Below are 24,734 nucleotides of genomic sequence, written 5' to 3'. Positions count from 1 at the left end.
ATGACAATCCGGGTGTTGGCGACCCCCGCTCGGGCTACGCCCTCACGGCGCTCGCCAACACCCGGATCAAGTGGCCTGGTTTTACTCCGCCTAATGGACGACTTTTACTCCGCCGTTGACAGGGGGCGGCCATCCTGCGCTGGGCGGCACTCTGCCGCCGGTGCCACGGCGCATATGGGCAGGCAGTAAAATCGTCTTCCATGACGATGGTCATCGCATGCACTATGATGCGCCCTATGCGAGCGATGTCGAAGGCTATCGCGGACTGCTCGTTCACGGTCCCATGCAAGCGATGTTGCATTTGCGCCTGGCCACGAGGTCAAGGGGCGCCGACCTGACGCCCCCGGTTTCCGCAGAGTGTCGACCCTCTACTATAACGAACCACTCATGCTTGACGCCACCGAACAGGACGGCAGCGTCCGCGTGTTCGTCGAGCTGAACGGGCAGATGCGCATCGTCACGACGACTAACCGACATGTGGCAGCAGCGATTGATACGCGCAGAATGGCGGATCTATCGGCGCCAATGCCGGGCGGAGTGTCCACAACTGCTGCTGAGACTGGGCAAAAGTCGAGAAGGGACAATCTTGATCACCGACGAAGCCATAAAATGAAAGCTTCAGAGCTGGCTCAGCGCACCGGAACCATAATCGAGCTGACAGTAAGAGTAGGTCAATCCGTTAAAGCCAAAGACATACTAGCAATTGTCGGGTAATTTTCAGCTGCCGGACACGTCCCTGCAAGATGCCAAGCCCATAAAGCAATGCGGCGAATCGGTGCTTCGGCGAGGAAACGAGTCCTTTCACGGGAATGGAATTTGGGGGCGGGCCACGGTCGGGCCACGACTCACAAGCCTCGTAAATAGGCCCCATAAAATTAGATGCTTACACCTGAGCTGTGAGTCCTGTAAGCCCCACTTCCCTAGGAAAATCGTTGGGTCAAAGGCGCTGGTGCCTTCGCTCGTCAATGACCGATATTCTGCGCGAGCCTCTCTTGAGGCCACCGAAGGGACGTCCGCGTATCCTGCCCCGGCGGAGTTCGATCGCCCCATCGAATCCAACGCTGGCGCGATCCGGCACAGATGATCGCGCTGACTCAAGCCGGGCACGCGGGCAGGGCATCGTCCAAGGGTGAGCCTGCCCGTCGCTACAGTGTGTCCATCACGCCGCCATCGACGCGCAGGGATGCGCCTGTGGTGGCGCTGGACAGCGGCGATGCGACGTAGGCGATCAGGTTGGCCACTTCCTGCACGCTCGCCGCGCGCTGGATGATCGAGGTCGGGCGGTTTTCCATCACGAATTCGGCGGCGACGTCTTCGACCGGCTTGTCGCTCTCCGCGACTCGGTCGGCCAGCATGTCCTCCAGACCTTCGGACAGTGTCGGACCGGGCAGGACGGAGTTGACCGTCACCCCGGTCCCGGCAAGTCGCTTCGCGAGGCCGCGGGCGAAGGCGACATCGGCGGTCTTGCTGACGCCGTAGTGAATCATCTCGACGGGAATGTTGAACGCGCTTTCCGAGCCCAGCATCACGATCCGGCCCCAGCCTTTCTCGACCATGGCCGGTGCGTAGACCCGCGACAGCCGTACCGCGCTCATCACGTTGATGCGCCAGTGATTGTCCCATGTGTCGTCGTCGGCATCGAAGAAATCGATGGGTGCGAAGATCCCGGCATTGTTGACGAGAATATCGACCGGGCCGGTGGCGGCGTGGATCGCCTTGCAGCCTTGCGCCGTGCCGACATCGCCGGCAACGGGCTGCGCGCCGGCTTCTATCCGTGCGGCGGCGTCGGCAGTGCGGTCTTCATCGCGGCCATTGACGAAGACCCGCGCTCCGCATTCGGCCAGCGCTTTCGCCGCCGCAAAGCCGATTCCGGCGGTGGAACCCGTCACGAGGGCCGAACGGCCGGAAAGGTCGAGTTTCATGTGCTGTCTCCTGGCTGGATACAGTCACCAACTCATCGGCGATCGCACGGTTGCTCCATCGTGGGTCAGCGCGATCGCGAAATGCCTGCCGATGGTTGGAGAAAATCCCAAGGAGAAGACCGGCGCGTGCCGGAGCATGGTTCGGTCCGCTGGGCTTCTCGTGATGATCTGGTGCAAGCGGATGCGGCAGCGAGGGTCACCCATCCCTTCCACATCGCCTCTAGGGAGCCAGGCAGGCAGCCAACCTCCGTCGACGCATCGAAAACGTGGTTCGATTCCTGGCGCGTTTCGGGAGAGTGCGGTGAGCCCTCAGCGCTTCTCGAAGCGCTGCAGGCCCTCGCTGAGGCGGTTGGTGCCGATATCGATCGAATCGCCCGACCAGTCTGCCACGAACACGCTGCGCCATTCGACGCCGGGGGCGAGGCGTGCGTCGTTATTGCTCACCTGGAGGCCGTTCGAGGAGTGAAAGCGGTCTTCCGCGCCCACGGCGATGAAGGCGGAGTGGTTTTCCTTGTTGCGGCCCTGCACGAACCAGTTGCCTTCGATCTTGCCGACGGCGCCGGCGGGCAGGTCGATCATGTAATTGGTGCCGCGCCCGGCCGCATCGTCGAAGCTGGAGTTGAACACGCCGATGCGTTCGGCCCGGCTCTTCACGTAGTGGCCGCCGCGCCCCGCCTCGAAGCGCGAGCGGGTGACGGTGAGCGCGCCGTAATCGCCGATGTAAACAGAGTGCGCGCAGCCGCCGCCGCCTTCGCACGTGCCGAGCCGGGAGAAGGTGGACTTGTCGATCATGATCGTCCCGTCGGGATCCGAGGCGCCCAGCACGCCTTGTTCGGAATCGCGAAACCAGCTCTGGCTGACTTCGAGATCGCCGTGTTCGATACGGATGCCGGCGCCGTTCTTGTCGGGCACGCGCATGTTGGCGAAGACGAGGCCCTGGACTTTGGCCGAGCGCCCGCGCAGCACCAGCGCCGCCTTGCCTTCGCAGGTCGTGCCGTCGAGCACGGACTGGCCGGGAACCGCGGCCTGGTACGTCACGCTGCCTTGTGTCTGCACCGCGCAATCGGCAAAGCTCATCGTGCCGAAGCGGATCGTGCCGGTACCACCGCCGATCGCGTCGACCGCATCCTGCAATCGTGCGAAACCCCGGCCGCTCTCGACCACGGTGTAAGGCGATGCGCCGCCCGGCTGCTGGGCCGTGCTGGCGGTCTGGAACAGGCCAAAGGCCAGGGTGATGCCGGCGATCGTGCCGAGAGTCGTGCGTATCATCTGCCCGTTCGTACAGGGTGCCGGTTAAGCAACCGAGAATCTCTTGAAAGCGATCGCAGCCGGAGGCAGTATCGCTGTGCGGGCCGGGCCCCTCTGGCGTGATGCAGTTCGATGAACTGGACCACGTGATGTCGGACCGCATCGGATGAGACCGATGCGCCGGACAGGGAGCTTTCCATACCCCTTCCGACGGTAACCGGTGCCGACACGAACTGGCACCACCACGGGCTCATCCGATCGAACCAAATCGTTCTCGTTCGATAGGGAGTATCTCGATGTCCGACCGTTTTTTCAGTCTTCTCGAGCGCTTGCAGAAGATCGACAGCCTGCTGCGGCGGGCGCAGTCGTTGCGCGGTGCCGATCCCCTGACCGTGGTGCGCTTGCGGCGCCACAAGGAGATCCTGCGCGCGCGCTTGGCCGGCTTGCAATCCGAGCCGATCGCGTTCGCTCGCGCCTGATCGCTTTCCGGTCCGGCCCTGTCGCACTCGCGCGGGCGGCGATGCCGCAGGTCGCGCCTGGATCGCGGGGTCAGGCGAACAGTTCGCGATAGCGCGCGCGCACGTCCTCCAGATCAGGTCCGACGAGCGCGCATTCCGCTTGTTCGAGCAGGCGCGCGGCTTCGTGGCGCAGCATCGACGGGCGAGCCGCACCCTCGACCGAGCGGATCGCGGAGGCCAGCGAATCGAGCGCCACCAGTGCCGCCATGCGATTGCTGGCGAGCGCCGAGCGGGCTGCGCCGAAGCCGCGTTCGAGAAAATGGTCGAATCCGTCTCGCAACGCGAACACGCAGCGCTCTTCGTCGCGGGGCTCGGACTCCTCGTCGACCAGCGAACGGCGACCGAGCTCTGTCGTCGCCGCGCTCAGCCAGTGCGTCGCGGTAATCGCGGTGAACGGGTCGTTGATCCCGGGAGACAGCGCCCGCAGCGCGATTTCGACCAGTTCGTCGATGGGAAACTCGAGGTCTTGTTCCGGCGTCCGCGAGGCCCCCACCGCGAGGCATTCGGAAACCGCCTTGCGCACGTCGTCGGGCACGGTCTTGCGGTCGATCCCGATGAGCGCCTTGCCCGGATAGACGAAGTCGCCGGTGCGCACGAACAGCCACAGCTTCATCTCGTGCTTTTGGGCGAGCTCTCGCAGACTTGCGAAGTCGATCACGCGGACATAGCCGGTCGCATTGCCGTCGACCTTTGCGCCTTCGGGCGGCTCGCCTTTGGACGGTTCGGCGTCGCCGTGGTCCGGGAAGCGGCGTGGAATGGCGTCCAACAGCTTGGCGGCGATATCCTCGATCACGGTGTTGATCCGGATCGAGGACGGGATGTGGTGCAGGAAATAGACCAGCACCGCGACCGCGCAGATCATCATCAGAAAGGCCACCAGCAGCGAAAGCTGCGGCACGAAGCCCGGCGCGGCGGTTGCGGTCGCGTCCTCCAGGAACAGCGAGGCCTCGTCCTCCGAGCGGACCGAGCGCAGCACGGTGATGGCGTAGACGAAGGTGCCGACGAAGGTCGCCAGGCTGAGCTGGTTGCCTTTGTCCTCCATGAAGTTGGTCAGGATGCGCGGGCCATACGTGCCGCTGGCATAAGCGACCGCCGCGATCGTGATCGAGAACACCGTGGAAGCGACCCCGATCATCGAGCTGGCCAGCACGGTCAGCATATTGCTCGCACCGTTCGGCCTCGCCGGGCTCACCCACTTCCAGTCGCTGACGAATTCGGCGGCGCCGATCCGGTCGGCATGGACCAGGCCCAGCGCCAGGATCAGCCCGGAAACCGCGAAAAGCGCCGGATAGAACCAGTAGCTGGCATTGATATCGAACCACGTCGAGCGCAGCCGTGCGAACATGGGGGACCCTCCTGCTGCAGGATAAGAGCGCCAGAGGACGGCCGGTTCCATTTCCGCTTCGCCTCAAAAATCGCTTTACGCCGAGCGGACAGCGATTAGGGCGCGGCGATGGCCGCTACGCCCCCCGCCGCCGTCGACGGCCAACCTCGCTCCGGCACTGGGTGGACTCCGGTGCACCTTGCCGCATTGCTCGCGGCGAACGTGGCGCTCGCATTGGGGCCGTGGCTGGTGCGGCTCGCCGATACCGGCCCCGTCGCCGCCGGGTTCTGGCGCTTGGCGCTGGCGTTTCCGGTTCTGGTCATGCTGTCGCTGCGCGAACCGGCGGCGCAGCGGCGCCTTGCCGGCGGAATGGTGTGGTTGGTTGCCGGTGCCGGGCTGGCCTTCGGGCTCGATCTTGCCAGCTGGCACGTCGGGATCGTGGGCACCAAGCTCGGCAATGCGTCGCTGTTCGGTAACGCCGGCAGCGTTATCCTGATGGCCTGGGGACTGGTAACCGCGCGTCGCGCGCCGAGGCTGCTCGAACTCGTCGCGATTGCCGCCGCGCTGGGCGGCGCGGCCTTGCTGATGGGCGGATCGCTCGAGATCAGCCGGTCGAGCTTCATCGGGGACTTGTTCTGCCTGTTGGCGGGCGTGTTCTATGCCATTTACATCCTGATGCTGCGTCCCGCGCGCCTCAAGCTCGGTCAATTTACCTTGCTCGGCGCATCGATGCTGGTGAGCGCCCCGGTGATGCTCGCCGTGGCATTGTTGCTCGGCGAGACGATCTGGCCGCAGGACTGGACCCCGCTGATCGCGCTGGCGATCTCGAGCCAACTGATCGGACAAGGGTTCCTGATCTATTCGCTGCGCCATTTCCCGCCACTGGTGATCGGCCTCGCGCTGCTGACCCAGCCCGCGATCTCGTCGACCATCGGCTGGCTGGCCTTCGGCGAGACGCTGACCGCGCTCGACGTGCTCGGCATGGTCCTGCTCGCCTCGGCGCTGGTGATGGCGCGGTCGGGCGACAAGGCCTGAAGCGGCAGGCAAAGGTGACAAAGGTGACACCGTGTCACCCATCGGTTTGCGACTTAAATATCTGATTTATTTTACGAATCGTGCGGAAAGCCAGGGTGACACTTCTGCGGTGCCATTCGCGTTCGCCGACAATGGGAAAGAGCATGCCGTCGCAGCATGACATCAGGTCGCGATGTAGGAAACCCGCTTCCCTTCCCCGTCATCGCGGGCTCGATCCGGGATCCCGCTGTCTTGCGATTGGCGTGCCAGGGGAGGAGCGGGACCCCCGATCAAGTCGGGGGTGACGGCTTGGCGGAGGGGCAGTCAGTATCGTCGTCCCTGCGACAATCACCCCAACACCCGCTCAGCCTGAGCTCGTCGAAGGCCATGCGCCACCCCCGCGCCCCCGAAAGGTGGGAGGGAATGACGAAGGGGCGCCCGCGACCGCTTACTCGGCCCCGATCGTCGCCTTCAGATAGGCGTGCAGCAGCGCCGCGCGCACCGCATCTTCCGCATGGTCGGCGCCCACCGAGTGCCCGCCTTCGCGGTACTCGTGGTAGTAGAAGGGCTGGCCGTACTCCTCCAGCCGCGCCGCCATCTTGCGGGCGTGGCCGGGGTGGACGCGATCGTCCTCGGTCGAAAGGTAGAAGAACGGCGCGGGGTAGCTCACGCCCTGCTTCAGCGCCTGGTAGGGCGAGTACTTGGAAATGAACGCCCAATCCTCGGGTACGTCGGGATTGCCGTATTCGGCCATCCACGAGGCGCCTGCGAGCAACTGGTTGTAGCGCTTCATGTCGAGCAGCGGCGAGCCGATGATCGCCGCGCCGAACAGATCGGGCCGCTGCGTCATCGCCACGCCCGCCAGCAGTCCACCGTTGGAGCGGCCCGAAACCGCGATCTTACCCTTGGCGGTGACGCCGCGTGACACCAGGTCCTCGGCGACGGCGTAGAGATCGTCGTAGGCGTTCTGCCGCTTTTCGCGCAGCGCCGCATCGTGCCAGGCGGGGCCGTATTCGTCGCCGCCGCGGATATTGGCGAGCACGTAAGCCTCGCCGTCCTCGAGCCAGTAGAGCGCGAGTGGGCCGGCGCGATAGGGCTGGGTGGTCAGATACGTCGGCGTCTGCGCGGCACGGAAGCCGCCGTAGGCGTGCATCAGCAGCGGCACTGGACCCGTGCTGCCCTTTTTGCGCGCGAGGAAATAGGGGACCTTGGTGCCGTCCTTCGAGGTGGCGAAGGCCTGTTCGACGGTGAACTGGTCGGCATCGAACTTGGCGGGAAGCGATTGCAGCGCGGTGACTTTGGCATCGGCCGAGACCGCGTAAAGCGTCGGCGGCTGCAGGAAGCTTTCGGCCGTGACGAAGGCGACGTCGCGCTCGTCCGCCGTGGCGCCGATCGCGAGCGTGGCGTTATCGGGCAGCGCGACTTCGCTCGGCGTCCAGGCGCCGTTCGCGCCCTGGTTCAGCACGACGAGCTTGCCCGCAACATCGTCGAGCAAGTGGATCCAGATGGCGTTGTCGGTGGTGCGCACTTCGGTGACCGATTGGCCCTTGGCAGGCGTGAACACCACTTGCGGCGCGCTGTCGCGCCCGGCCAGCATGTCCGCGACCGACCACGAGACCACCGAGCCGGCCGAAACCTGGCCCAGCGGCTCGTTGAGGTAGGCGAGCAGCCGCCCGCGCACGATGCCCTTCTGCGTTGCGGTCTCGGGGAGCGGGGTGCGCACCAGCTTGCCGGGCGCTTGCTGGATGAACAACTGGTCGCGATAGAACGAGGTGCCGCGATCGACGAACACGCGCCGCGTCTTGCCGTCCATCTGGGTGAAGGGCGAAACCGCGATGTCGCTCGCCTCGCCTTCCTTCACCAGCGTCGCCTCGGCGAGCGGCTGGCCGCGTTTCCAGCGGCGGACCACGCGCGAATAGCCGCTGTCGGTCATCGAACCTTCACCCCAGTCGGTACCGATTAGCAGCGTATCGATATCCTCCCAGGCGACGTTGCTCTTGGCGAGCGGCACTTCGAAGCCGCCCTCGACGAAGGTGCCGGTGGTGCGGTCCCATTCGCGCACGACGTCGGCATCGGTGCCGCCCGGGCTGAGTGCGATCAGGCAGCGGCGGTATTCGGGCGCGAGGCAATCGGCATTGTGCCACACCCACGATTTGCCTTCGGCTTTGCCGAGCGCATCGACGTCGATCAGCACTTTCCAGTCGGGCTTGCCGGCGAGATAGCTGGCGAGGCTGGTCTGGCGCCACTGCCCGCGCGGGTGCTCGGCATCGCGCCACAAGTTGGTGACGGTATCGCCCATAACCTCGAGTGGCTCGGCGATCTGCGCGGGATCGTCCATGATCGCCTTGGCGCGCGCGCGGTCGGTCTCGAAGGCGGGCGTGCCGGTGAGCGCCTTCATCGTCGCGGCGTTCCAGGCCTCGACCTTTTCGAGCGCCTTTTCGCCGTGGATGTCCTCAAGCCAGATATAGGGATCGTCCGCGGTGGTCGCGGCGATCAGCAGCGGGGCGGCGGCGAGACTGGCGAGACTGGCGAGAAGGGTCTTAGGAGAGGGCATGGCGCAACCTTCAAAGGCTTCGGGCAAAGATTATGTCGCAGGTCTAGCCACCGATTGCGGCGATGACCAGCCTTGCCTCGGGCGGCGCGAACGCGCATCGGCTGGGTCCGATGGCCCGCCTGATCCTCTTCAACAAGCCCTACGACGTGCTCTCGCAGTTCACTGATGCGAAGTCGCCCAGCCCGCGCGCGACGCTGTCGGACTTCATCGCGGTGCCCGGCGTCTATCCGGCGGGCCGGCTCGACCGCGACAGCGAGGGGCTGCTGCTGCTGACCGACGACGGCCGCCTGCAAGCGCGCATCGCCGACCCGCGCTTCAAGATGGACAAGCGTTATCTGGCGCAAGTGGAAGGCGAGCCGGACGAGGCCGCGCTGGCGGCGCTGCGCGGGGGCGTGGTGTTGAACGACGGCAAGACCCGCCCCGCGCGTGCGGAGAGGATCGAGGCGCCAGACCTGTGGCCGCGCGACCCGCCGGTGCGCTTCCGCAAGACCGTGCCCGACTGCTGGCTCTCGCTCGCGATCCGCGAAGGCAAGAACCGCCAAGTCCGCCGTATGACCGCCGCGGTGGGGCACCCGACGCTGCGACTGGTGCGCTGGCAGGTCGGCGAGTGGACGGTGGACGGCCTGGCGCCGGGGGAATGGCGCGAGGTGGAGGCCTGAGGGGAAGTGGCGGTGCCCCGCCCCCCTTTCGTCATTCCCGCGAATGCGGGAATCCAGTCAGTGCCGCGACTCACTCCAGAGCGGCGACAACAGTCCGCACCGCTCTGGATTCCCGCGTTCGCGGGAATGACGAAGGAGAAGGGCGCCCTTACCGCGCCCCCAAATCGCCCTTGCCGATCGTGCCGCTGGCCATTTCGAGCATCTTGTCGAGGCTCTTCTTGGCAGCGAGGCGCAGGGGCTCGTCGATCTCGATGCGCGGCTCGAGGTCGCGCAGGGCGACGTAGAGCTTTTCCATCGTGTTGAGCGCCATGTAGGGGCAGATGTTGCAGTTGCAGTTGCCGTCCGCGCCGGGCGCACCGATGAAGGTCTTTTCCGGAATCGCGCGTTCCATCTGGTGGATGATGTGCGGCTCGGTGGCGACGATCAGAGTGTCGCCCGGCATCGTCTTGGCGAATTGCAGAATGCCGCTGGTCGAGCCGACATAATCGGCGTGGTCGACGATGTGCGGTGGGCACTCGGGATGCGCGGCGATCGGTGCATCGGGATGCTGCGCCCTCAGCTTGAGCAGCTCGGTTTCGCTGAACGCCTCGTGGACGATGCACACGCCCGGCCAGAGCAGCATGTCGCGCTTGAACTTGCGGTTGAGATAACCGCCCAAGTGCCGGTCGGGGCCGAAGATGATCGGCTGGCTCTCGGGGATCTGCTGCAGGATCGTCTCGGCGCTGGAACTGGTGACGATCACGTCGGACAGCGCCTTCACTTCGGTCGAGCAGTTGATGTAGGTCAGCGCGATGTGGTCCGGATGCGCCTTGCGGAAGGCGGCGAACTTTTCGGGCGGACAGGAATCTTCCAGGCTGCACCCGGCTTCCATGTCGGGTAGCACCACGATCTTGTCGGGGCTGAGGATCTTGGCGGTATCGGCCATGAACTTCACGCCGCAAAAGGCGATGACCTCGGCATCGGTCTCGGCCGCCTTGCGGCTGAGTTCGAGGCTGTCGCCCACGAAATCGGCGAGATCCTGCAGCTCGGGCTTCTGGTAATAGTGCGCTAGGATCACCGCGTTGCGCTCCTTGCGCAAGCGGTCGATCTCGGCGCGCAAGTCGAGGCCGGCGAGGTTCGTGGGCTGGACGGTCATGGATTCTCCCGGAACGATGGATCGCGTATGTAGGGAGAAAGGCGCGCGAACCCAAGAGTTCCGCGCGCCGTCCGGTTTTAGCCGTGCACGATGGCCGCTGCGAGGTCCTGCCAGGCCGGAATGCGCGCCATGATCTCGATCACAAGGTGGCTCGTCACCACCGCCAACGCGGCCGCAATCGTGGCGGGGTGTACCCGACCGAGCTCGCGCCGGTCATGGCGCACCACCAGCCCAACGACGCCGAGTTGGATCGCCATCGAGAGCCATTCGCCCCAAGGCATGATCAGCGGCATCGGCAGCACGCGGCCTAGCGCGGGCTCGAGCAGCAATACGGTCGAGCCGACCATCAACCGCTTGTGCCAGCCCGCATCCTCGCGCAGCACCACTGCCGCCATCACCATCACCGCGAACAGCACCATCGACACATGGACCAGCGCCAGGAAGTAGGCCGGGGTGAAGAACGGCGGCACCAGTCCGCCCGACAGCGCGGCCAGCGATGTCAGGCTGGCGATCACGACGATCGCGGGGACCATGATCACGCTCGCCCAGCCCATGGCCATGTGCAGCGCCATCGTGCCCCGCCCGGCGAGCAACGACTGGCCGACTAACAGGGCGAGCCACAGCACCATCAGCATGCCGTGAAGGTGAAACTCCAGCGGAGCGTGCGAATAATCGACAAGGCCGCGCGCAGCGAACTGCGCGAAGCCGAAGAGGATGAACGCGGCCATCCCGAGGTTCATTTTCTGCCAGAACGTCAGCGCGGTCCGGCGTGCAAGAGCGATCGACGCCATTTTCCCATTCCCTTTCCCAAAAGGCGATGGGCGCGACTATCCGATCGGCGCGCGGCGCGAGGTGGCAAAACGCACAAAGGCGCTGTGCTTTTCGACCAACAGCCTCAAACGTCGATGCGGATCGACGAACGGCGCTGTCGCCGGGTTGGGAGGCGGCCTCAGGCCTCGGGCGGTGCTTCGCCCTGGAAGCGCGGCAGCACGGTGACCTTGCCGAAGCCCGCGGCCTCGAGCGGGATGGCGAGGTTCAGGCGCACCGCGTCCTTGGCGGCGCTGCGAGCGAGCGCGAGCAATTCGGGCGCGCTCGCCTGCTTGATCGCTTCCTGCTCCGCCTTGCGCGTCGTCTCGCGGTTCAGCTTGTCCTGCGCGTCGCGGCCGATCCACAGACCCTCGCGCATGTACTTGGCATGCCCCTCATCGAGGTTGGGCGCGCTGACCTCCAATGCGGGGAGCAGCACTTCCAGCGTCCGCTCGCTGTCGTTCCAGACCATGCGATTGCGGTCCATGCTCGATAGGTCGAGCGTATAGTCTACGCGCGCGGGGATGACGGCGGCCTGGCGCGATTCCACCAGCCCCATCAAGCGGCTGTCCTCGGCCGTGACCATCGGCGTCACTTGCGCGCTGAACACCGTCAGGCGGTCCTGCTTTTCGAAGGCGGACAGGCTCGCGGCGGTCGGATCGCCCTCGCTCTTGGGCCAGTAGGCGACGTAGGCGAGCCAGCCGACCAGTGCCAGCGCGACCACCAGCAGCAGCCAGGGCATGCTTTGCGTCATCGCCAGCGAGCGATCCTTGGGCTTGTGATCCGAGGCCTTGTAGGCCGGCTTTTGGGGTTCCGGAGCCTTGTCGTCGTTGCTCACATTCGTCCCTAACCCGTTATTTTCCACTCTTCTCCCGAACGCGCGACTGCACCGCGCTGTTCCAGATCGATCAGGTGCGCGAGCACGGAACGGCCCGCGGCAGGCCACAGCCGCTCGTCGACACCCTTGTACATCTGCGGCACCATATCCGCGATCCGCGGGCGGCCCGCCTCGATCTGGCGCAGGATCTGGCGCTCGCGCTGCTTGCGGTGGCCGATCATGCCGCGCACCAGCTGGCGCGGCTTCTCGACGGCGGGGCCATGCGCGGGGAAATAGACGCGATCCTGCTCGCGCTCGTAGAGGCGGGCGAGGCTTGCCATGTAGTCGGCCATGTCGCCGTCGGGCGGCGAGACGACGCTGGTCGACCAGCCCATCACGTGATCGCCGGTGAACAGCACGCCGCTTTCGGGCAGCGCGAAGCACACGTGGTTGGAGGTGTGCCCCGGCGTCGCCACCGCAATCAGTGTCCAGCCGTCGCCGGAAATGCTTTCGCCATCGGCCATCACGCGATCGGGGCGATACGAGACATCGAAGGCGGCATCCGCGCGGGGCCCGTCGTCTTCCAGCGTAAGCGGGGCGCAGCCGATGATCGGCGCACCGGTGCGCGCGGCGAGCGGCGCGGCGGCGGGCGAATGGTCGCGGTGGGTGTGGGTGCAGCAGATCGCCGCGAGCTGCGCCGAACCGATCGTGGCGAGCAGCGCTTCGAGGTGTTCGGGCTCATCCGGCCCCGGATCGATCACCGCGACCGAACCCTCTCCCCCGACGACGTAGCTTTGCGTGCCGGTGAACGTGAACGGGGATGGATTGCGCGCCAGCACGCGCCGCACCAGCGGATCGATGGGTTCGGCGAAAGCATAAGGGCGTTCGGCGGGCGGGGCGGATGTTTCGGCGGCCATGCCCTTCGATATGGCGACGATGCCTCCGGCTGTCGAGGCGAGGGGGTGGGGAAGGCGCACACCCACTCTCCAAATCGTCATTCCCGCGAACGCGGGAATCCAAGCAGCGCGACTTTGCAGGAAGACCACTCGCCGCAACAACCGTGATCGACCGCGGCTCTATACCGACTGATGGCACGGCACCCACTGGATTCCCGCGTTCGCGGGAATGACGAAGGGGGGAAGGGGAAGCCGCGTCCGTCCTCTCGCCCAAAGGCCAACCCTTGCCCGGCAGCCCCGCACCGGTCATGACCGGTCCTGGGACGAGGAAGAAGGACACGCAATGAACCCGCTGGGCGAACTGGTGCTGGTGATCGATGCCGGGACGACTTCGACCCGCGCGCTGGTGTTCGACCGCGCGGGTGCCTTGCGTGCGATGTCGCAGCGGCCGCTGCAGCAGCACTATCCCGCGCCGGGGCTGGTCGAGCACGATGCGAACGAGATTCGCACCGCGGCGCTCGCCTGCGCGCGGCAAGTGGTGACGCAGGCGGGCGGGGCCGACCGGATCGGCGCACTGGGCATCACCAATCAGCGCGAGACCGTGGTCGCCTGGGACAAGCGCACCGGCGATCCCCTCGCCCGTGCGATCGTCTGGCAGGACCGCCGCACCGCGCCGCACTGCCGCGCATTGCGCGAGGCCGGCCACGAGGCGGCAGTGCAAGCGAAGACCGGCCTGGTCATCGACCCCTATTTCTCGGCGACCAAGATGGCCTGGATGCTCGAGCACGACGCCGCGGTGCGCGGCGCGGCCGAGGCCGGGCGGCTGGCGTTCGGCACGGTGGAAAGCTGGTTGCTCGCCTGCCTCACCGGCGGGACGCACCTGACCGATGCGACCAATGCCAGCCGCACCAGCCTGCTGCCGCTCGAAGCGAGCCGTTGGGACGAAGGGCTGTGCGATCTGTTCGGCGTGCCCCGCACCGCACTGGGCGAAGTGTGCGACAGCATGGGTCTGGTTGCGACGACTCTGCCCGATCTGCTCGGCGGCGCGATCCCGATCACCGGTCTCGCGGGCGACCAGCAGGCGGCGACGATCGGCCAGGCTTGTCTCTCTCCCGGCGAGACCAAGGCCACGTACGGCACCGGCGCCTTCGTGCTCGCCAACATGGGCAAAGAGCCGCCGCGCTCGGGCCACCGGCTGCTGGCGACGGTGCTGACTCAATTCGAGGGGCAGCGGACGTATGCGCTCGAAGGCGCTGTGTTCGTCGCCGGCAGCCTGCTGCAATGGCTGCGCGACAGCCTCGGCGTGATCGACGCCGCGCCCGACAGCGAGCGGCTGGCACGATCGGTGCCCGACAACGGCGGCGTGGTGATCGTGCCCGCGCTCTCCGGCCTCGGCGCGCCGCATTGGAAGCCCGAAGCGCGCGCCAGCTTCACCGGCCTCTCGTTTGCGACCGGGCGCGCCCACATCGCACGCGCCGCCCTCGAGGCGATGGCGATGCAGACGCGCGACCTTGCCGAGGCTTTCGCTGCCGACGGCGCGCGCTGGACCACGCTGCGGATCGACGGCGGCATGAGCGCCAACGACTGGATGGCGCAGGACCTCGCCGATGTCCTCGCCGTCACCGTCGAGCGCCCGCACAATATCGAGACGACCGCGCTGGGCGCGGCGATGCTGGCGGCTGCGGGCGCCGGGCTCCATCCCTCGCTGGCGGTCGCTGCCGAAGCGATGCGCGGCGATGTCGAGCGGTTCGAACCGCAGATGACGGACGACGTGCGCGACTTGCGTTTGGCGCAATGGCGCGAGGCGCTGCGCACGACTTAGGCCGTGCCGGGCTCCCGGCGCGAAGGCTGCGTTGTGCCGGCGAGCAGCAGCAGCGCGCAAAGCGCCATCCCCGCCGTGGTGGCATATGGCAGCGAACCCAGTCCCCAGCGATCCACGAGCAATCCGGCCAGGATCGCGGCCCAGGCGAACCCGCTGACGATGATCGGCGCGGCGATAGCGGCAAGCCGCCCTTCGCTGTCCAAAGATCCGGCGAGCGCGAGCAGCACCGGAAAGCAGAACTGCAGCGCGAAGATCGCGGGAGTGAGGCCGAGCAGGAACACCTCCCGGCTGGTCGCATGAAGCGCGATGCTCCAGCCCAGCGCGCAGACGACGAAGGCGGCGAACAGCGGCATTCTCGGCCCGAAGCGCGCGGCGCACCATCCTCCGGTCAGGCAGCCGGCGGCCGAGACGAACAGGACGATGCCGATCGCCGAACTCGCCTCTTCGTAGCTCATGCCGAGATTGCGCGCCGCGGTGATCATGAAGGCGAAGCCGAGGCCGCTGAAGGTGATGAACAGCACCCCCATGGCGACGATGGCGGCGGCCCGCCAGTCGAGAGCGAGCGGCGCTGTCTGCCGGTGGTCACCGGCGGCGTGCGGTTCAGGTAACGCAGTGCGACAGGCTTGCAGGATGGCGGCGAACAGCGCGCACAAGGCCGCCGCGGCGCAGAAGGCTCCGCGCAGGCCGTCCCATTCGACGGAGACGCCGAAGCCGGCGATCATCGCCGACATGGCGAGCACGCCCACCATGTCGACGACGCCGAAGGTTTGCTCCGCGCGGTTCGAAACCGCGATCAGCCGCGATGTCATCCCCATCAGCACACCGCCGCAGATCCCGGCGAGGAACTGGCCGAGCAGAACCAGCACGGGCACGGCGAAGACCAGCGCGTTGCCGGCCTCGCACAAGGCAAGCCCGGTCGCGAAGCCCGCCATCGCCGAGCGCGCGCCGACATGACGGAAGAGCCAGGGCATCAGAAAGGACGAGGCGATCCCCCCGATGAACGGCATCGCGGCGGCAAGCCCGGCCAGACTGGGCGAATAGCCGGTCTGCTCGACGAAGCGCGTGATCAGAAGCGGCTTCATCGCGCTGAACATGGTCGAGGTCATGAAGGCGATCGATCCTGCCAGAAGGAGCGGGAATTCGAAGCGCTTCGCGCCGTCGCGGCCCAAAGCCTCGCTCATTGTGCGAACCTCCCCTTGTGCGAGGCAGCCAGCCGGGCCTGCAGATGCGCTCCGGCGGAGATCGGGCCGAACCGCGCCGGGTTTTCGGGCGAGACGCAGCTCGGCAGCGCTTCGATCAGCGCGTCGCTGTCGGGATCGATGAACATCGCGATGGACAGCCGATCGCGCTGGCCGTCCATGGCGATGACGCGGTGCATCGTCGACTTGTAGCGCCCGTTGGTCCAGCGTTCGAGCATGTCGCCGCTGTTGACGACCACCGCCTCGTCGCGCGGCGGCACGTCGATCCACGCATCTGCGCTGTCCATCACTTGCAGCCCGCCGACGCCATGCTGGAACAGCAGCGTCATGAAGCCGTAATCGGTATGCGCGCCCGCGCCCAACTGGGCCGGATCGCGCGCTTCGGCACCGGACTGCGACGCCGGATAATAAAGCAGCCGCAAGGTGACGTTCTGGCCCGAATGCAGCCGGGTGAAATAGTCCGGCGGCATCCCGAGCCTGGTCGCCATCTGCCGCTGGATCTGGTGTGCGCAGGCAAGCGCCCGGGCATAAAAGCCGCACATGATCTCGCGAAACGCATCGGACGGCCAGCGCTCCTGTGGCGGCGGAGCGGCCGCGATGTTGCGCATGGTGAAGGTCTCCTTCACGTCCGCCGGCGCGGCGGGATCGAGGTTTTCCTCCAGCAGGCCCTGATAGCCGAAATTCTCGGCAGCCGAGCGATAGGCGCAGCGGCGTTTGCTGTCGGGAGAACTCTTGAAGAAGGTTTCGCTCGCCTGGAATACCGCTGCCAGCTCCGCGGGGCTGATGCCGATGTGGGCGAGTTGCAGGAAACCGTAGTCTGCCAGACCGGCATCCATGGCCTGACCGGCGTCGGGCGCCGATCGCAGATCGATCAGAGGAATGGTCATCGGATATTCTCGATGCGACTTTCCCGTTTGGCGAAGCGTCCTTCGAGTGGAAGGAACGGATAGTCTCATGCAGCGCCGGGGAACGGGAAAACGGATCGCGCACGCATACTCCGCCAGAACCTTGTGTCCGATGACACGCCCGGCGGCCATCGAAATGTTCCGCACGGGCCGTTGCGCAAATGAGGGCGGCGGTTATCGCCGGTAAGGGCGCGGCCTAGACGGCCTGCTGCTGTGGCATCCGGCCTTCGATACGGGCCCGCAGCCGTTCGATCGCACCGGTCGCGGCGGGCACCTGGCGCCGCCAGGTTTCGTCGAGCCGGCGCAGGCGGGCATGGAAGCGCGCGGTCTCGGCCACCAGTGCGCGGACCTCGGGCTCCAGCAGTGCCAGATGCCGGGGATCGGAACGGCGCCCATCGGGGGCGAGCTTGCCGTAGCGGCGCAGCTGGAACTCGGTCAGCTCGCCCATCAGGAAGGCGCGATGATTGAGCAGCCAGGCGACCGCATGCATCATTCGCGTCGTGGTGCGCAGCCCCTCGCTCGAATGGGCGACCCGCACGAGGTCTTCTTCGGTATCCTCGAGCGCGATTCGATCGGACAGCGAAAACGCCGCCCGCACTTGATCCGACAGGACCAGAGCCTCGCTGTAGAGCGTCTCAACGATACGGGCACTGATCATCACCGGGGGGTTCATCCCGGTTGCCTATGACCAGCGGGGCCTTCGAGGCAACCTTGACCCGTGGCTTTTCCGCGACCAAATCGGGATTGTCCGAAAGGGGGACGACTCGCCGGATTTCGGGCTTTTTTTGCTTGGAGGCCCGATTTTCGCCCGGTCAGGCGATGATATCGGGGATGAGATAGTCCTCGATCATCATGATCTGGTCCTTCAGTTTCAGCTTGCGCTTTTTCAGCCGCGCGATCTGCAACTGGTCCGGAACGCCCGCGCCTGCGAGCGCGGCGATGGCCGCGTCGAGATCACGATGCTCGATCCTGAGGACCTCGAGACGTTTGCGCATCTCTTCTTCGGTCACGCCAGCCTGTTTCCCGTCTGTGAGCTTTTGCAAGAATGCTTCCGGCTCAACGCGCGGAGGCTGCGGTTCACCGATATGGGGTCACAATGCGCTTCGCAAGAGGCCCGTGTTGTGGTTCCATGACAATCAGCCGGACACGCCTGGAAGCGAGTCGGCAACCGGGGGTCCGGCCCCGCGAAAAAAAGGAGGACCATACATGGACACTTCGCACGTCAGCGCTCTTCAGCTCAAGCACGCCGGCATCGAACGGCAGCTACACGAGGAACTGGGGCGCCCATCTCCTGACGCCGCGACGATCCAGACTCTGAAGAAACGCAAACTGAAGCTCAAGGAAGAGCTCTTGCGACACTGACGCGAGCGGCAAAGACGGCGGGGGCATCGTTCCCCCGCTGATTGCATCGGCTGGATGCATTCGATGGATCCGCCGCGTTTCCAAACCGTGCGCTTTGCTCTACGTGCAAAAGGCATGAGCAGCGGCGCCGTGGAAGCAGCAAGAAATATTCTGACCCGACTCCACGAGGTGATGGCCTCGCGCAGCCATGCGCAGGCCAAGCTCAACAACGTGGTGGAGGTGATCGGTGAGTCCCTCGATAGCGAGGTCTGCTCGATTTACCTGCTGCGCGAAGGCATGCTCGAATTGTTCGCGACTCGCGGCCTCGCGCAGGAAGCGGTCCACGTCACGCGCATGGCGGTGGGCGAGGGCCTCGTCGGCACGATCGCCGAGGATATCGAGATGCTCAATCTCGCCGAAGCGACCGCGCACCCCGATTTCTCCTATCGGCCCGAAACGGGGGAAGAGAAGTTCCACTCCTTCGCCGGCGTGCCGATCGTGCGGCGCGAGCGCGCCGTGGGCGTCTTGTGCGTCCAGCATGTCGATCCGCGCCGCTACGAAGAAATCGAGATCGAGGCGCTGCAGACCGTGGCGATGGTGCTCTCCGAACTGATCGTCAACGCCGATCTGATCGACGAGGATGCCGCCCAGGGGCCGAGCGTCGGCCAGACCGGGCCCGAGCAGATCCATGGCCTGACGCTGGTCAAAGGCCTCGCCAGCGGCTTTGCCGTCTATCACCAGCCGCGCGTCACGATCGAGCACGTCGTCGCCGAAGATACCGAGGCCGAGCGCCAGCGCGTCATCATGGCCTTCGAGCGCATGCGCGAGCAGATCGAGCGCATGTCGAGAGAAGCCGAATTCGGTGTCGGCGGCGAACACGAAGAAGTGCTCGAGACCTACAAGATGTTCGCCTACGACGAAGGCTGGACGCGGCGCATCAACGAGGCGATCGAATCCGGCCTGACCGCCGAAGCCGCGATCGAGCGCGTGCAGCAGCGCACCCGCATGCGCATGCGCCAGATCGACGATCCACTGCTGGCAGACCGGATGCACGATCTGGAGGACTTGTCGAACCGCCTGCTGCGGATCGTCTCGGGCCAGATCGGCACGGCGGCGCAATTCGGCCTCAAGCGCGATGCCATCCTCATCGCGCGCAATCTCGGTCCGGCCGAATTGCTGGAGTACGACCGGCGGCGCCTGAAGGGCGTGATCCTCGAGGAAGGCTCGCTCACCAGCCACGTCGTCATCGTCGCGCGCGCCATGGGCGTGCCGGTGCTGGGCCGCATGCGCGGCATGCGCGGTATCGTGCGCGAAGGCGATCCGTTGCTGCTCGATGCCGACCAGGCGACCCTTTCGGTGCGACCTTCGCAAGGCATCATCGATGCGTTCGAACATCGCTTCGCGCGCAGTCGCGAACGGCAAGCGACGTATGCCGCCCTGCGCGACGTGCAGCCCGTCAGCCTCGATGGCGAACGAGTCACGGTGATGATCAATGCGGGCCTGCGCGACGACATCACCAACCTCAGCCTGACGGGCGCCGACGGCATCGGGCTGTTCCGCACCGAGTTCCAATTCCTCGTTTCGGCGACGCTGCCCGCGCGTGAGCGCCAGACGCGGCTCTATCGCGATGTGATGGAAGCCGCGGGCGACAAGCCGGTGGTCTTCCGCACGGTCGATATCGGCGGCGACAAGACGCTGCCCTATCTGCGCCACGACGGCGGCGAGGAAGAAAATCCGGCGATGGGCTGGCGCGCGTTGCGTGTCGCGCTCGAACGCGACGGCCTGCTCAAGGTACAGGCGCGAGCGCTGCTCGAAGCCGCCGCGGGGCGCACGCTCAACGTGATGTTCCCGCTGGTGAGCGAACCTTGGGAGTTCGACGCCGCCAAGGCCGTCTTCGATGGGCAGCTCGCGTTTCTGCGGAGCCGAAAGAAAAAGATGCCCGAACAGGTCCGCTACGGTGCGATGCTCGAAGTGCCGGCGCTGGCCGAACAGCTGGACGCGATGGCCTCGCGCATCTCGTTCCTGTCGGTGGGCACCAACGATCTCACCCAGTTCCTGTTCGCGGCGGATCGATCGAATCCCAAGCTCGCGGCGCGCTACGACTGGCTGAGCATTGCGATCATGCGGTTCCTGCGCCGAGTCGTCGTCAATCTCAAAGGCACCGAGATCGATCTCACGGTTTGCGGTGAAATGGGCGGGCGCCAGCTCGAGGCTCTGGCCTTGCTCGGCCTCGGCTTTACGCGGCTGTCGATCACGCTCGCCTCGGTGGGCCCGATCAAGGAACTGGTGCGGATGGTTTCGGTGCGCGAAATCCGCGAAGCGATGCTGCAATGGCTTGCCTCGCCCCCGCCCAACTTGCGCGTGGCTCTGATCGAATGGGCGGCCGAGCGCGGGATGCAGCTCGATTGACGGAGCGAGAGGTCGTCATGAACGCTTCGAACTTTGCGAAACAGGTCGCGGTCCACGGAAATTCATCGCGCGGTCCGGTTCGCCTGTCGCACTTGCGAGCAACCTTTGTTAGGGGCTGGATTGACAGCGGCGTCCTTCACCACTTGAGTTGCGGCCTAACACGCTGACGGGTTGCAGTCTCGCCGAGCGGGAGTGGCATGGAAGATTACGATGACAATGCTGCTGCCGGGTCCGCAAGCGGATCGAACGGCAGCGTCGGCGCCACTCTACTGGCTGCGCGCGAACGGATGGGTCTGAGCCGCGAAGACGTCGCCGCGCAGACCCGGATCGCCGAGCGCCACCTCGTCGCGATCGAGGAGAACCGCTTCGGCGATCTGGCCGGCAAGACCTATGCCGTGGGCTTCTCGCGGGCTTACGCCAAGACGGTCGGCCTCGATGAAGGCGTCATCGCCCAGCAGGTCCGCGACCAGATCGAGCCGCGCGATTATCAGCCGCGCCCGGCCACCAGCTTCGAGCCCGGCGACCCCGCCCGCGTGCCGCCCTCGGCCTTGGCCTGGATTGCCGGCATCGCGGCGATCGGGGTGTTCATCGCCTTGTTCTTCGTGTGGGACAGCCTGTTCAGCCCCGAGGCCGAAATGCCGAGCCTGATCGCCGATGCGCCGCCGGCAGCTGCGCCTGCCCGCCAAGCCCCGCAAGCCAAGCCGACCGCGGCCCCCGTGCCGAGCGGCGGTGTCGTCGCCATGAAGGCGATGGCGCCCAACGTGTGGGTGAAGGTGACCAATGCCGCGGGCGATCAGCTGTTCCAGAAGGAGCTGTCGCAAGGCGAAGTCTATACCGTGCCGGCCGATGCCGATGCGCCGGTGCTGCGGACCGGAAGGCCCGATGCGCTGGAACTGACCATCAACGGCCAAGCGCTGCCGCGGCTCGAGGACACGCCGATCATCGTCTCTGACGTCCCGCTCGATGCCGACAAGCTGCGCGCGCGCGTTGCGGGGCGGCCCGAAGCGCCGTCACCTCCCGCGGCCGCTGCGCCGTCCCCGGCTCCGTCTTCCCCCGCCCGTACAACTGCCGCGCCGCGTGCGAACCCGCCTCTGGCTCGACGACCGGCAGGCGGGGCCACGGCGCCGCAATCGCCTGCCCAGCGGCGGTCGGGTGCGAGTGTCTCGGCCGAAGCCGCCGCGCCGGCGCCGGTTTCCACCGATTCCGAGTAAGCCGTCTCGACAGCCGTGTCTCGGGCGGGCAAGGTTTTGCAGGGTTAACGGTTCATCATGCATTCCGGTTCGCTTCGCCAGTCTCGGGGCTCCGGATCCACAATCGAGGGAATGCCTGACATGAGTTCATCGGGGGCGTCCGCGCGGGCACTACGCTCTCTCGCCATCGCGACTACGGCGCTGGCGCTGATTTTTTCCGGCGGGACCGCCCAGGCGCAGTCCACCGACAGTCGTTTGAAGAAGGTCGAGGCCGAAGTGCGTGCGCTGCAGCGCAAGGTCTTTCCGGGCGGCGACGGCAAGTTCTTCACCCCCGAGATCACGGCCGGCACGACCGCCACCGCCACCCCCCCGCCGGCGACCACGGCGGTGTCCGACATGCTCGTGCGGATGGACGCGATCGAGGCGCAGATGGCGCGACTGACGGGACAGATCGAGCAGAATTCCAATCGCATCGCCCAGCTCGAAACCAAACTGGCCGCCGGCGCCTCGGCGATGACCGCGACCACCGAAGTTCCCGCATCCACCACCGGTGCGGCGCAAAGCAATCTCGGCGCGATGTCGGGCGGCGCTTCGACGCCGGCTCCTTCGCCGAGCCCCGCCGCCACCGCGCAGCCCGCGCCGGCATCGCGGGTTTCGGCGGTGAGCGCGATCGTCAAGCCGCAGACCGACGACCCGGGCGACGACGAGTACAGCTACGGGTTTCGGCTGTGGGACGCGAACTTCTATCCCGAAGCGCAGCAGCAGCTGAAGATGTTCGTCGAGAAGTATCCGCGCCACCCCCGGATTAGCTGGGGCCGCAATCTGCTCGGCCGCGCCTATCTCGACGACGGCAATCCGCGCGAAGCGGCCAAGTGGTTCCTGCAGAACTACCAGGCCGACAAGCGCGGCGAGCGGGCGCCCGATTCGCTGCTGTATCTCGCGGCGTCGATGAAGCAGCTCAAGGATACCAGCCGCGCCTGCATCGCGCTGGCCGAGTTCAGCGAGACTTACGCGGCCGAGGCTTCCGGCCGCCTCGCCAGCCTCTATGCCTCCACGCGCAACGGGCTCAACTGTTCGGCCTGACGTGAAGACCGATGCCGAAGCCGTCGCCCGCTTTCGCGAGGGGTTGCTGCGGCTCTGGCCCGAGGTGGAAGATCCGGCCGCTCGGCTGGGTCTGGCGGTTTCCGGCGGGGCCGACAGCACCGCGCTGCTGCTGCTGGCGACGGCCGCGCTATCCGGACGCGTCGAGGCCACCACTGTCGATCACGGCTTGAGAGCGGAAGCGGCGGCAGAGGCCGCGCAAGTGGCCGCGCTCTGCGTAGACCTGGCCGTGCCGCATGCCGCGCTGCGCGTCGAGGTCGCCGGCGGCAATCTTCAGGCCGAAGCGCGCCGCGCCCGCTACGCCGCGATGGCCGGCTGGATCGAGGAGCGCGGCCTGGGCGCACTCGCCACTGGCCATCACGCCGACGATCAGGCCGAAACGTTGCTGATGCGGCTCAATCGGGGGAGCGGGGTCGCGGGCCTTGCCGGTGCCCGGGCGCGCGGGGTCGTGCCGGGGACGCGCATTCCGCTGCTGCGTCCGCTGCTCGACTGGCGCCGTGTCGAATTGGAAGCGGTCGTGACCGGCGCCGGCATCACGGCCGTGGCCGATCCCAGCAACCTCGATGACCGCTTCGACCGCGTGCGGATGCGCAAGGCGCTGCAGGCAGTCGACTGGATCGACATTCCCGCGGTGGCGGCCAGCGCCGCATACTTGTCGGAGGCCGACGAGGTCGTCGAATGGGTCGCCTTGCGCGAATATCGCGACCACGTCCGGAAGGAAGCTATGGGTTTGCACTATCGCCCCGCGGCTCCGCGCGCGGCGGTGCTGCGAGTCGTGGCGCGAATCGTCACCGAACTCGACGGCGAATCGCCGCGAGGGAGGGCCGTGGCGCGACTCGTCGACTCGCTGCTGGCGGGCAAGCCGGCCTCGATCGGCAGCCTCATCGTGCGCCCCGACATCGCCGGATGGAGCTTCACGCGCGCGCCCGCACGCCGCGCAGCGCCGCGGAAATCACCGACAAGTCCTTCAAATTCTTAGGAAAAATCCGGGAGAAGCAATCGAGGGTGGCCCGTCTTTTTACCCTCGATTGCTTCCCCGGTCTCTCGACCATAAAGGTCGAAAGCGAATCCCGAGCTATCAGGGGGCCGGGATTACCGTTTCGGCCCGCGCAGTGTGCCCTATTTGCGATCAGGAATCGACAAGTGAATCGCCCATACCGACCATCTTGCCGCGAGTTATGAACACCCGATCGCCCAGCTTCGTCTGCGAAAAAACTTTTGCGGCGAAGGGTTCGGGCATTCCGATACAGCCGTGGCTGGCATAGCCCCATTCAACCTTCGAGCCGTGCAGGGTGATACCGTCGTTGGTAAGCCGCTGCATGTAGGGCATTTCCGCGTCATAGAGATTGGAAACGTGGTGCCGCGCCTTTTGCGTGATCGGGAACACGCCAAGCGGCGTCGGCTTGTCTTCGGTACCCAGCAGCACGGCGGCGGCGCCGATCTCGTAGCCGCCCCGGAAGATCGACAGCACGCGCGCGTCGAGATCGACGGTGATCACGATCGGCCCTTCCGCCGGAGCGGCGCTTTCGTCCCAGTGCCAGTCGCCATACTTGATGGCGCCTTCGATCGGCAGGATGTGCTTGATGGTGAAGTGATCGTCCAGCTTGGCCGGCGCAGGCGTGGCCGCCTGGGCCTGAGCGATCCCGTTCTCGGCAAAGGGTTCTGGCGCCGTTGCCGTGTTATCGCCCCTCGCGACCGCGCTCGATGTCAGCGAGGCGGGCTCGGGCGTCTGCGGCGGATTGGCGAGGTACAAGCCCCCGGCGATCGCGAGGAGCCCGGTGAATGTCGTGGCGAGAAGGATGCGGCCGTTCATGAAAACTCGACTACCTGTGTTGCGACTATACTCGTTGCCCAAGCTAAATATCGCGTGAAC

Annotated in this window: 23 protein-coding genes; 10 read left to right on the top strand and 13 right to left on the bottom strand. The window is 66.3% G+C overall.

Translation table 11 applies throughout. The features are described from left to right. Positions 1-387: 387 nt before the first annotated feature. Positions 388-714 carry a hypothetical protein gene (locus GQO94_RS10725; protein WP_156841227.1) on the top strand — a complete coding sequence of 109 codons (327 nt, stop codon included), beginning with the start codon at positions 388-390 and terminating at the stop codon, positions 712-714. 431 nt (positions 715-1,145) lie between these two features. On the opposite strand, the gene GQO94_RS10720 is transcribed toward GQO94_RS10725, so the two are convergent. Together GQO94_RS10720 and GQO94_RS10715 are read right to left on the bottom strand one after the other, a co-directional pair. Then, positions 1,146-1,922 (bottom strand): SDR family NAD(P)-dependent oxidoreductase, encoded by a 777-nt coding sequence (locus GQO94_RS10720; RefSeq protein WP_156841225.1) that lies wholly within the window; start codon positions 1,920-1,922, stop codon positions 1,146-1,148. Positions 1,923-2,231: 309 nt separating this feature from the next. Then, positions 2,232-3,191 carry a right-handed parallel beta-helix repeat-containing protein gene (locus GQO94_RS10715; RefSeq protein ID WP_232332881.1) on the bottom strand — a complete coding sequence of 320 codons (960 nt, stop codon included), beginning with the start codon at positions 3,189-3,191 and terminating at the stop codon, positions 2,232-2,234. A 275-nt stretch (positions 3,192-3,466) separates the two neighbouring features. On the opposite strand from GQO94_RS10715, the gene GQO94_RS10710 reads away from it, so the two are divergent. Next, complete coding sequence (locus GQO94_RS10710) at positions 3,467-3,649, top strand: DUF465 domain-containing protein (protein ID WP_156841222.1); 183 nt, start codon at positions 3,467-3,469, stop codon at positions 3,647-3,649. Positions 3,650-3,719: 70 nt separating this feature from the next. Here the strand turns inward: GQO94_RS10710 and GQO94_RS10705 are convergent, their stop codons facing one another. Continuing rightward, a complete protein-coding gene (locus GQO94_RS10705; protein WP_156841220.1) occupies positions 3,720-5,033 on the bottom strand; it encodes a DUF2254 domain-containing protein in 1,314 nt (437 codons plus the stop codon). A 108-nt stretch (positions 5,034-5,141) separates the two neighbouring features. Here GQO94_RS10705 and GQO94_RS10700 point away from each other — a divergent pair, with 108 nt between their 5' ends. Next, positions 5,142-6,047 carry a DMT family transporter gene (locus GQO94_RS10700; protein ID WP_156841218.1) on the top strand — a complete coding sequence of 302 codons (906 nt, stop codon included), beginning with the start codon at positions 5,142-5,144 and terminating at the stop codon, positions 6,045-6,047. A gap of 427 nt (positions 6,048-6,474) precedes the next feature. Here GQO94_RS10700 and GQO94_RS10695 read toward each other — a convergent pair whose 3' ends face one another. Next, positions 6,475-8,580 (bottom strand): prolyl oligopeptidase family serine peptidase, encoded by a 2,106-nt coding sequence (locus tag GQO94_RS10695; RefSeq protein WP_156841216.1) that lies wholly within the window; start codon positions 8,578-8,580, stop codon positions 6,475-6,477. Positions 8,581-8,690: 110 nt separating this feature from the next. Between GQO94_RS10695 and GQO94_RS10690 the strand changes: the two genes are divergently transcribed. Continuing rightward, entirely contained in the window at positions 8,691-9,239 is a 549-nt protein-coding gene (locus GQO94_RS10690; protein WP_156841262.1) for a pseudouridine synthase, read from the top strand. Positions 9,240-9,387: 148 nt separating this feature from the next. Here GQO94_RS10690 and nadA read toward each other — a convergent pair whose 3' ends face one another. The 4 genes from nadA to GQO94_RS10670 form a co-directional block, all read right to left on the bottom strand. Beyond that, complete coding sequence (gene nadA, locus GQO94_RS10685; protein ID WP_156841214.1) at positions 9,388-10,374, bottom strand: quinolinate synthase NadA; 987 nt, start codon at positions 10,372-10,374, stop codon at positions 9,388-9,390. A 77-nt stretch (positions 10,375-10,451) separates the two neighbouring features. Then, positions 10,452-11,165, bottom strand: a complete 714-nt coding sequence (locus tag GQO94_RS10680) for a hypothetical protein (RefSeq protein ID WP_156841212.1) — start codon at positions 11,163-11,165, stop codon at positions 10,452-10,454. A 158-nt stretch (positions 11,166-11,323) separates the two neighbouring features. Beyond that, positions 11,324-12,019: a DUF4230 domain-containing protein gene (locus tag GQO94_RS10675; RefSeq protein WP_232332880.1), complete on the bottom strand. Its 696-nt coding sequence runs from the start codon at positions 12,017-12,019 to the stop codon at positions 11,324-11,326. 8 nt (positions 12,020-12,027) lie between these two features. Next, on the bottom strand, positions 12,028-12,915 hold the full coding sequence (locus tag GQO94_RS10670) for an MBL fold metallo-hydrolase (RefSeq protein ID WP_156841258.1): 888 nt from the start codon (positions 12,913-12,915) through the stop codon (positions 12,028-12,030). Positions 12,916-13,237: 322 nt separating this feature from the next. Between GQO94_RS10670 and GQO94_RS10665 the strand changes: the two genes are divergently transcribed. Continuing rightward, positions 13,238-14,716 carry an FGGY family carbohydrate kinase gene (locus GQO94_RS10665; RefSeq protein ID WP_156841210.1) on the top strand — a complete coding sequence of 493 codons (1,479 nt, stop codon included), beginning with the start codon at positions 13,238-13,240 and terminating at the stop codon, positions 14,714-14,716. On the opposite strand, the gene GQO94_RS10660 is transcribed toward GQO94_RS10665, so the two are convergent. The 4 genes from GQO94_RS10660 to GQO94_RS10645 form a co-directional block, all read right to left on the bottom strand. Then, positions 14,713-15,897: an MFS transporter gene (locus tag GQO94_RS10660; protein ID WP_156841208.1), complete on the bottom strand. Its 1,185-nt coding sequence runs from the start codon at positions 15,895-15,897 to the stop codon at positions 14,713-14,715. The two genes, GQO94_RS10665 and GQO94_RS10660, sit on opposite strands and share 4 nt — an antisense overlap. Further along, positions 15,894-16,802 (bottom strand): isopenicillin N synthase family dioxygenase, encoded by a 909-nt coding sequence (locus GQO94_RS10655; protein WP_156841206.1) that lies wholly within the window; start codon positions 16,800-16,802, stop codon positions 15,894-15,896. Before GQO94_RS10655 ends, GQO94_RS10660 begins: the two co-directional genes overlap by 4 nt. 214 nt (positions 16,803-17,016) lie before the next feature. Then, the gene (locus GQO94_RS10650; protein ID WP_232332879.1) at positions 17,017-17,478 is read right to left on the bottom strand and encodes a DUF1465 family protein; all 462 of its coding nucleotides are present in this window, start codon (positions 17,476-17,478) and stop codon (positions 17,017-17,019) included. Positions 17,479-17,632: 154 nt separating this feature from the next. Then, a complete protein-coding gene (locus GQO94_RS10645; protein ID WP_156841202.1) occupies positions 17,633-17,830 on the bottom strand; it encodes a DUF465 domain-containing protein in 198 nt (65 codons plus the stop codon). Between the two features lie 196 nt (positions 17,831-18,026). On the opposite strand from GQO94_RS10645, the gene GQO94_RS10640 reads away from it, so the two are divergent. From GQO94_RS10640 to tilS, 5 genes are all read left to right on the top strand, one after another. Further along, the gene (locus GQO94_RS10640; protein WP_156841200.1) at positions 18,027-18,182 is read left to right on the top strand and encodes a DUF465 domain-containing protein; all 156 of its coding nucleotides are present in this window, start codon (positions 18,027-18,029) and stop codon (positions 18,180-18,182) included. 114 nt (positions 18,183-18,296) lie between these two features. Next, positions 18,297-20,570: a phosphoenolpyruvate--protein phosphotransferase gene (gene ptsP, locus GQO94_RS10635; protein WP_156841198.1), complete on the top strand. Its 2,274-nt coding sequence runs from the start codon at positions 18,297-18,299 to the stop codon at positions 20,568-20,570. A gap of 197 nt (positions 20,571-20,767) precedes the next feature. Then, positions 20,768-21,781: a helix-turn-helix domain-containing protein gene (locus tag GQO94_RS10630; protein WP_156841196.1), complete on the top strand. Its 1,014-nt coding sequence runs from the start codon at positions 20,768-20,770 to the stop codon at positions 21,779-21,781. Positions 21,782-21,901: 120 nt separating this feature from the next. After that, entirely contained in the window at positions 21,902-22,843 is a 942-nt protein-coding gene (locus GQO94_RS10625; RefSeq protein WP_156841194.1) for a tetratricopeptide repeat protein, read from the top strand. 1 nt (position 22,844) lies between these two features. Then, entirely contained in the window at positions 22,845-23,840 is a 996-nt protein-coding gene (gene tilS / locus GQO94_RS10620; protein ID WP_232332878.1) for a tRNA lysidine(34) synthetase TilS, read from the top strand. A 150-nt stretch (positions 23,841-23,990) separates the two neighbouring features. On the opposite strand, the gene GQO94_RS10615 is transcribed toward tilS, so the two are convergent. After that, the gene (locus GQO94_RS10615; RefSeq protein ID WP_156841190.1) at positions 23,991-24,674 is read right to left on the bottom strand and encodes a L,D-transpeptidase family protein; all 684 of its coding nucleotides are present in this window, start codon (positions 24,672-24,674) and stop codon (positions 23,991-23,993) included. Between the last annotated feature and the right edge of the window lie 60 nt (positions 24,675-24,734).

Source organism: Novosphingobium aquimarinum (genome assembly GCF_009746585.1).
In the GTDB taxonomy this organism is placed as follows: Bacteria; Pseudomonadota; Alphaproteobacteria; order Sphingomonadales; family Sphingomonadaceae; genus Novosphingobium; species Novosphingobium aquimarinum.
The sequence above is the reverse complement of the archived record's forward strand: the minus strand, read 5'-3'. Positions and strand labels throughout refer to the sequence as shown.